General features: G+C 42.0%; 7 protein-coding genes. 6 read left to right on the top strand and 1 reads right to left on the bottom strand.

Annotation, left to right across the window (positions count from 1 at the left end):
- The 5 genes from JN11_RS23710 to JN11_RS23690 form a co-directional block, all read left to right on the top strand.
- A partial coding sequence (locus JN11_RS23710; protein ID WP_211360898.1) for a transposase occupies positions 1-240 on the top strand: 240 nt, incomplete at its 5' end.
- A 160-nt stretch (positions 241-400) separates the two neighbouring features.
- Positions 401-1210, top strand: a complete 810-nt coding sequence (locus JN11_RS23705) for an SGNH/GDSL hydrolase family protein (RefSeq protein WP_144916728.1) — start codon at positions 401-403, stop codon at positions 1208-1210.
- Between the two features lie 76 nt (positions 1211-1286).
- Positions 1287-2354: an NADPH dehydrogenase NamA gene (namA, locus tag JN11_RS23700; RefSeq protein WP_144916726.1), complete on the top strand. Its 1068-nt coding sequence runs from the start codon at positions 1287-1289 to the stop codon at positions 2352-2354.
- 282 nt (positions 2355-2636) lie between these two features.
- Entirely contained in the window at positions 2637-3491 is an 855-nt protein-coding gene (locus JN11_RS23695) for a UbiA-like polyprenyltransferase (RefSeq protein WP_144916725.1), read from the top strand.
- Positions 3492-3828: 337 nt separating this feature from the next.
- Entirely contained in the window at positions 3829-4434 is a 606-nt protein-coding gene (locus tag JN11_RS23690) for a Crp/Fnr family transcriptional regulator (protein ID WP_144916723.1), read from the top strand.
- A gap of 27 nt (positions 4435-4461) precedes the next feature.
- On the opposite strand, the gene JN11_RS23685 is transcribed toward JN11_RS23690, so the two are convergent.
- Positions 4462-4797, bottom strand: coding sequence for a hypothetical protein (locus tag JN11_RS23685; RefSeq protein WP_144916722.1), 336 nt, complete (start codon positions 4795-4797; stop codon positions 4462-4464).
- 183 nt (positions 4798-4980) lie between these two features.
- On the opposite strand from JN11_RS23685, the gene JN11_RS23680 reads away from it, so the two are divergent.
- A complete protein-coding gene (locus JN11_RS23680) occupies positions 4981-5907 on the top strand; it encodes an NAD-dependent epimerase/dehydratase family protein (protein ID WP_144916720.1) in 927 nt (308 codons plus the stop codon).
- Positions 5908-6000 lie beyond the last annotated feature (93 nt).

Below are 6000 nucleotides of genomic sequence, written 5' to 3'. Positions count from 1 at the left end.
GAAGCATATGGCAAACAGATGATGATTATAAGAAAAAGCACCGTGGAACCCATCATTGGAAACCTTATTGAATACCTGGGCATGCGGAAAGTCAACACCATTGGGATAAAACTGGCCAATAAATGTATGATAATGGCTGGGATCGCATATAATCTCAAGAAACTAATAAAATACGGCGGAAAATGCTTTTGGGATGCGTTATTAAGTCTGTTATCGCCACGATTTGTTTTCTCACTTTAATGAATCTAAGGTTAACATAAATCGTCAGACTGGAATTGTAATTCCTAAACGCTTCGTTGTGCAACAGCCACGTGGACGCTTGAACAGGCGGGGGAACATATTATGAGTTTAAATTTTTATCCTTTGCAGAAAGATAATTTCGCATTTATATATTTGCCGAATGCCTAAAAGCTTGTTAATTTACTTGGTATTCATTTGTTTTGTTTGTTCCGTTTTTCCTTCTTGCCGCAAAGTTAACTTTGCTAATATTTCATCACCACCACCAGCACCTCCTCTTCCTCCCTCAGAAGAAAACAACAAAAATATCGTAATTCAAAAAATCAAATCCAGTAAAAATATAAAAATTGCCTGTGAGGGTACCAGCCTTACTTACGGGCAGGATATTAATGGTACTGATACTGTCCCTTCAAGCCTTCCTAACGGCCCTACACGTGCAATAGACCAATATCCGGCCATCATGCTAAAGACCCTAAGTGCCTCGTTTATAACTTTGTCCTTAAGGGGTTATCCGGGTGACCGTACAACAGAAGGCTTGGTTAGATGGAAAGACAGTACGCAAACAGATATATGCATTATTGAATATGGTAGCAATGATGCCTATAATTTTGCCGGTTATGCATCCGGAACGGTAGATACGGCAACTTATAAAAGTCAGCTTACGCAACTGGTTCAAAGAAGAATAAATCAAGGTGCCTGGGTAATACTCTGCTTGTCGCCATACCTTGAAAATGGCGATCAGAAGATTAGTTCTTATCGATCAGTTGCTGATTCGGTAGCTACGAAATTTAATTTAGATACGTTTGATGTTGAACTTAGCGTAAAAGGTTTGGCACCAGGCATAATCCCTTATAGCGACAATGTTCATTTTAATTCATTAGGTTATACAAATTGGGGCACTTTAATTGCTAATGTCATAGCGGATGCTGTACACCCGTTCAGGCGACCACGGGTGAGCGGGCGGGCTATATAACTCTCAAAAAAATAATCTTCTTATGACAATACCTTATCCCAATACTTCTCATCTTTACACATAAAAAAATGCAACTATGCCAAATCTCTTCTCTCCTATAAAAATTAAAAATATCGAATTAAAAAACCGCATGGTAGTATCACCTATGTGCGAGTATAGCAGTGTTGACGGTTTCGCTAATGATTGGCACCTGGTACACCTGGGTAGCCGTGCTGTTGGTGGGGCCGCGTTAATTATTACCGAGGCTACGGCAGTATCAACAGAGGGCCGCATCAGTTATGGCGATTTGGGGATTTATAAAGATGAACATATTGAAAACCTGAAAAGGATAACCGATTTTGTGCATCAGCATGGCGCGTATATTGGTACGCAACTGGCGCACGCCGGTCGTAAGGCTAGTCATGATCTTCCATGGAATGGCGGTAAACAAATCCCGGCCGGTCAGCCTAATGGCTGGCAGAGTGTTGCACCAAGTGCACTGGCGTTTATCGATGCCGAAATTGCCCCAACCGCATTAGACAAAGCCGGAATTGAAAAAATAAAGGCTGATTTTAAAGCTGCCGCCAAACGTGCCCTGGCTGCCGGTTTTGATGTAATTGAATTGCATGGCGCACACGGCTATTTAATTCATGAGTTTTTATCGCCACTAAGCAATCATCGTACAGATGAGTATGGCGGCCCGTTTGAAAACCGTATCCGCTTTTTACTGGAGGTAATTGAAAGCGTGCAGGAAGTTTGGCCGAAAGAAAATCCACTGTTTGTGCGCATCTCTGCCACCGACTGGACCGAAGGCGGCTGGACCGCAGACGACTCTGTAGCACTAGCAAAAGTATTGATCAACAAAGGTGTTGACTTGATTGACTGCTCTACCGGCGGAAACGTGGCTACGGCTAAAATTCCGGTGAAACCGGGTTATCAGGTGGAGTTTGCCGAAAAGGTAAAAAAGGAAAGCGGCATACTAACAGGAGCTGTGGGCATGATAACCGAACCCAAGCAAGCCGACGAAATTATACAGGAAGGCGAAGCCGATTTAATTATAATGGCCCGCGAGTTTTTACGCGATCCACACTTCCCATTAAGAGCTGCACATGTATTAGGACAGGAAACCAAATGGCCCGTTCAGTATGAAAGAGCTAAATGGTAATAAAAATTATTAATTTTGAATCGAAAATTCCGGGATGTACCCGGAGTAATATTTTCAGTTAAGGATTTAAACAATTCTTTTACCCTCTTTGCGGCTTGCCGCAGAGAGGGTGGTCGAGCGAAGCAATGACCGGGTGAGTAAATGTGCAAGCGGCAATAAATGCCAATGCATTGCGCAGAGTCAACTCACCCCGACTACGCTACGCTGGTCGACCCTCTCTATGGCAGGCGATAAAGAGGGTGGGAAATTTATCCTTAGCACCTTAGTTGATCTTTAAGTAATATGAAAAAATACTTGTCCTTAGTTACGTTTGCGCATACCATATTTGCCATGCCTTTTGCCTTCATTGGTTTCTTTTTGGCGGTAACTACAACCAATTACCATTTTGAATGGTTAAAACTGGTAATGATGGTGCTATGCATGGTATTTGCCCGTAACTCGGCAATGGCCTTTAACCGTTACCTGGACAGGGACATCGACATCAAAAATCCCCGCACCAAACAGCGCGACATACCTGCCGGCAGGATTAGTCCGGCGGCGGCATTAACATTTACTATTACTAACGGCCTGTTGTTTATTGGCACCACCTGGTTCATTAATCCGCTGTGTTTTTATCTTTCGCCGGTGGCTTTGCTGGTGGTATTGGGTTATAGCGCTACTAAAAGGTTTACGGCTCTTTGCCATTTGGTATTGGGTTTGGGCCTTTCATTGGCACCCATCGGGGCTTACCTGGTAGTAACCGGGCATTTTGCTTTAACACCCTTGTTTTTCTCTTTCGCGGTATTGTGCTGGGTAAGTGGATTCGATATTATTTATGCCCTGCAGGATGAGGACTTTGACCGCAGCGAAAACCTGCATTCCATACCTGCATGGCTGGGTAAGGTAAACGCGTTAAGATTGTCAACCTTTTTACACGTACTATCGGCTGCCTTTGTGGTGATGCCGGTATTCTTTACCCATGTAGGTATTCTTTATTTTGTGGGGATAGCGTTTTTCTGCGCCATGCTTATTTATCAGCACCTGCTGGTAAAACCAAATGACCTGAGTCGTGTAAACTTTGCCTTTATGACCACCAATGGCATTGCCAGTGTAGTGTTTGCCGTTTTGTTTTTGCTGGATAGAATTTTTATCAGGTAGAAAGCTACTTTGCCGTGATTACCTTCTTTCCGCCGAAGGCGAAGAGAAGGTCGACCAGCGTAGCGTCGTCGGGATGAGTCGACACCGCCAATGCATTTACGTTAATGATGCTCGCAGAGTAGACTCACCCGGTCATTGCTTCGCTCGACCACCCTCTCTCTTTTGCAAGCAAAAAAGAGGGTCGGAAAAATTTAATTCCTCACTTAATGGTATTGGCTGGGATTTAGAAAGGGGGTAACTTGTTTGCAAAGCACTCCGGCAAATTTTATTTGGAGGCTAAAAGATTCACATAAATTATCTGCACATTTGTGTATAAGCAGTATAGTAATTCAAAACTATGGATACCTCAAAAGCTTTAGAAATTTTCAGGCAACAGCTGGAAAAGTATGTTACTTTTAACGAAGCTGAGTGGATTATTTTCATCCAGCATCTTAGTTTTCAATCGCTTAAAAAGAAAAAGCATTTTGCCGAGTATGGCAAGGTTTGCAGTGACATCGGTTTTATTGTATCCGGATCGGTAAGGTATTACGTGGTGAAGGATGGGGAAGAAATTACAGGATATTTTAGTTTCGAAAACGAGTATACAAGCTCATACAAAAGCTATTTAACACAAGAGCCAGCCGTTAACTACATCCAGGCGCTGGAAGATACACTGCTGATCATCATCAGCCATAAAAACATGCAGTTGATGCTCAACAACCCCATGCTGGCCTACAAAATGGAACGCTTTGGCCGCCTGGTAGCCGAACATTACCTTATTTGTTATGAAGATAGAATGTCATCATTCATTAACAAAACACCCGAAGAACGTTATATAGAGCTTTTAGAGAACGGTAAAGAAGTATTGCAGCGCATGCCGCAGCATTATATAGCCAACTTTTTGGGTATTACCCCGGTTTCGCTTTCGCGGATAAGGCGGAGGATACTGGAAGTAGCCCGGTAATTGGCAATTAAATTACTTTATCCGAGATCAATCTTCCTGAAGCTCAGTTGTATCATATTGCTTTTTAAAATACAGCACCTCTACAGAATTAGCCACCCCGTTAGCATGAATATTTACAACGGTCCATCCTAATTTGCTCATGTAATTTAAAACATCAATAGTGTTTTTTAATCTATTCACCAATTTAAGCTTTTCATATTCGGAGGTATCTTTTAGCGCAAATAGTTGCTTAATGTCTCCAATAGAAATACGTGCTTTTGCGAAAACCACTACCTGGCAGTATTTATCAATTTTATTTTGGGCAGATGCAAATCCCACTAAAAGTATAATCAGTATAACTAATAATAGTATCGTTTTTTTCAAGGTTTAAGTTTTTTTTAAAGGTACTTGCCCTATTGTGTAAACAGGCATTTATGGCATTAGAGTTTTATTAGTTTTTGATAAAGAAGGGATTAGGATAATTATCCTGTCTGATTTTCTTATCTTTTGTTAACGTTTTGATTTTCAAGTCTACCATACCTTTGAGTAAATCAAAAACAAAAAGATATGCACACTATATTAGGAGCCGGCGGCGCAGTAGCCAATGCACTTACCCGCGAATTAGCAAACAATAACGAAATCATCCGCCTGGTTAGCCGTAAACCTGTTGCCATTACCGGCGAAAACATCAGCTGGAAAAAAGCCGATTTATTAAACTACAACGAATTGCTGGAAGCTGTAAAAGGTTCAACAGTAATTTATTTAACTGCGGGCCTGGTTTATGATAAAAACATATGGCAGCAGCAATGGCCGGTAATTATGAACAATGTAATTAACCTGGCCAAAGCCACCGGAGCAAGGCTCATATTTTTCGATAACGTTTATATGTATGGCCTGGTAAACGGCCACATGACTGAAGATACCCCATACAACCCAATTAGCGAAAAAGGAAAGGTGCGTGCCGCCATTGCCGATCAGTTAATGGCCGAAGTGAAAGCCGGTACCATCCGCGCCAGCATAGCCCGCGCTGCCGATTTTTATGGTACCGAAAACCTGAATAGCTTTTTTGATATGATGGTACTTGACGCCTATGCCAAAAAGAAAACCGTACAATGGCTTGGCAACGCTAAAAAGCTGCACAACTTTAGTTATATCCCTGATATGGGCAAAGCCATGTACCTGCTGGGCCAAAACCCTGATAGTGACAACCAGATATGGCATATGCCCACCGCACCAGCCATCCCCGGCAAACAGTTTATAGACATAGCCGCCCGCATTTACGGCGTTAAACCGGCATATTTTGCCATAAATAAGTTTTTACTGTGGGCCTATGGCTTATTTAACAAAAACGTAATGGGCACAGTTGAAATGTACTACCAATACAACCACGATTACATCTTCGACTCATCAAAATTTGAAAAGGCGTTTAATTTTAAACCCACCAGCTATGAAGAAGGGATTAAGCTGATGTCGGAAACATTGTATGCGAAGTAAGTAGGATAATAATTCTTTATTTTGCTGAAAAATATCTGGCTTGCAGGCAAACAATTTGATCCTCAATACAGTTGATTATCGATAGACCTGTTA

Source organism: Mucilaginibacter frigoritolerans (assembly GCF_007830615.1).
GTDB lineage: Bacteria > Bacteroidota > Bacteroidia > Sphingobacteriales > Sphingobacteriaceae > Mucilaginibacter > Mucilaginibacter frigoritolerans.
The sequence above is the reverse complement of the archived record's forward strand: the minus strand, read 5'-3'. Positions and strand labels throughout refer to the sequence as shown.

Bases quoted from the DNA above. Each gene is read 5' to 3' on its own strand.
- JN11_RS23695 (WP_144916725.1), top strand. From the start codon at position 2,637: ATGAAAAAATACTTGTCCTTAGTTACGTTTGCGCATACCATATTTGCC.
- JN11_RS23705 (WP_144916728.1), top strand. From the start codon at position 401: ATGCCTAAAAGCTTGTTAATTTACTTGGTATTCATTTGTTTTGTTTGT.
- JN11_RS23690 (WP_144916723.1), top strand. From the start codon at position 3,829: ATGGATACCTCAAAAGCTTTAGAAATTTTCAGGCAACAGCTGGAAAAG.
- namA (WP_144916726.1), top strand. From the start codon at position 1,287: ATGCCAAATCTCTTCTCTCCTATAAAAATTAAAAATATCGAATTAAAA.
- JN11_RS23680 (WP_144916720.1), top strand. From the start codon at position 4,981: ATGCACACTATATTAGGAGCCGGCGGCGCAGTAGCCAATGCACTTACC.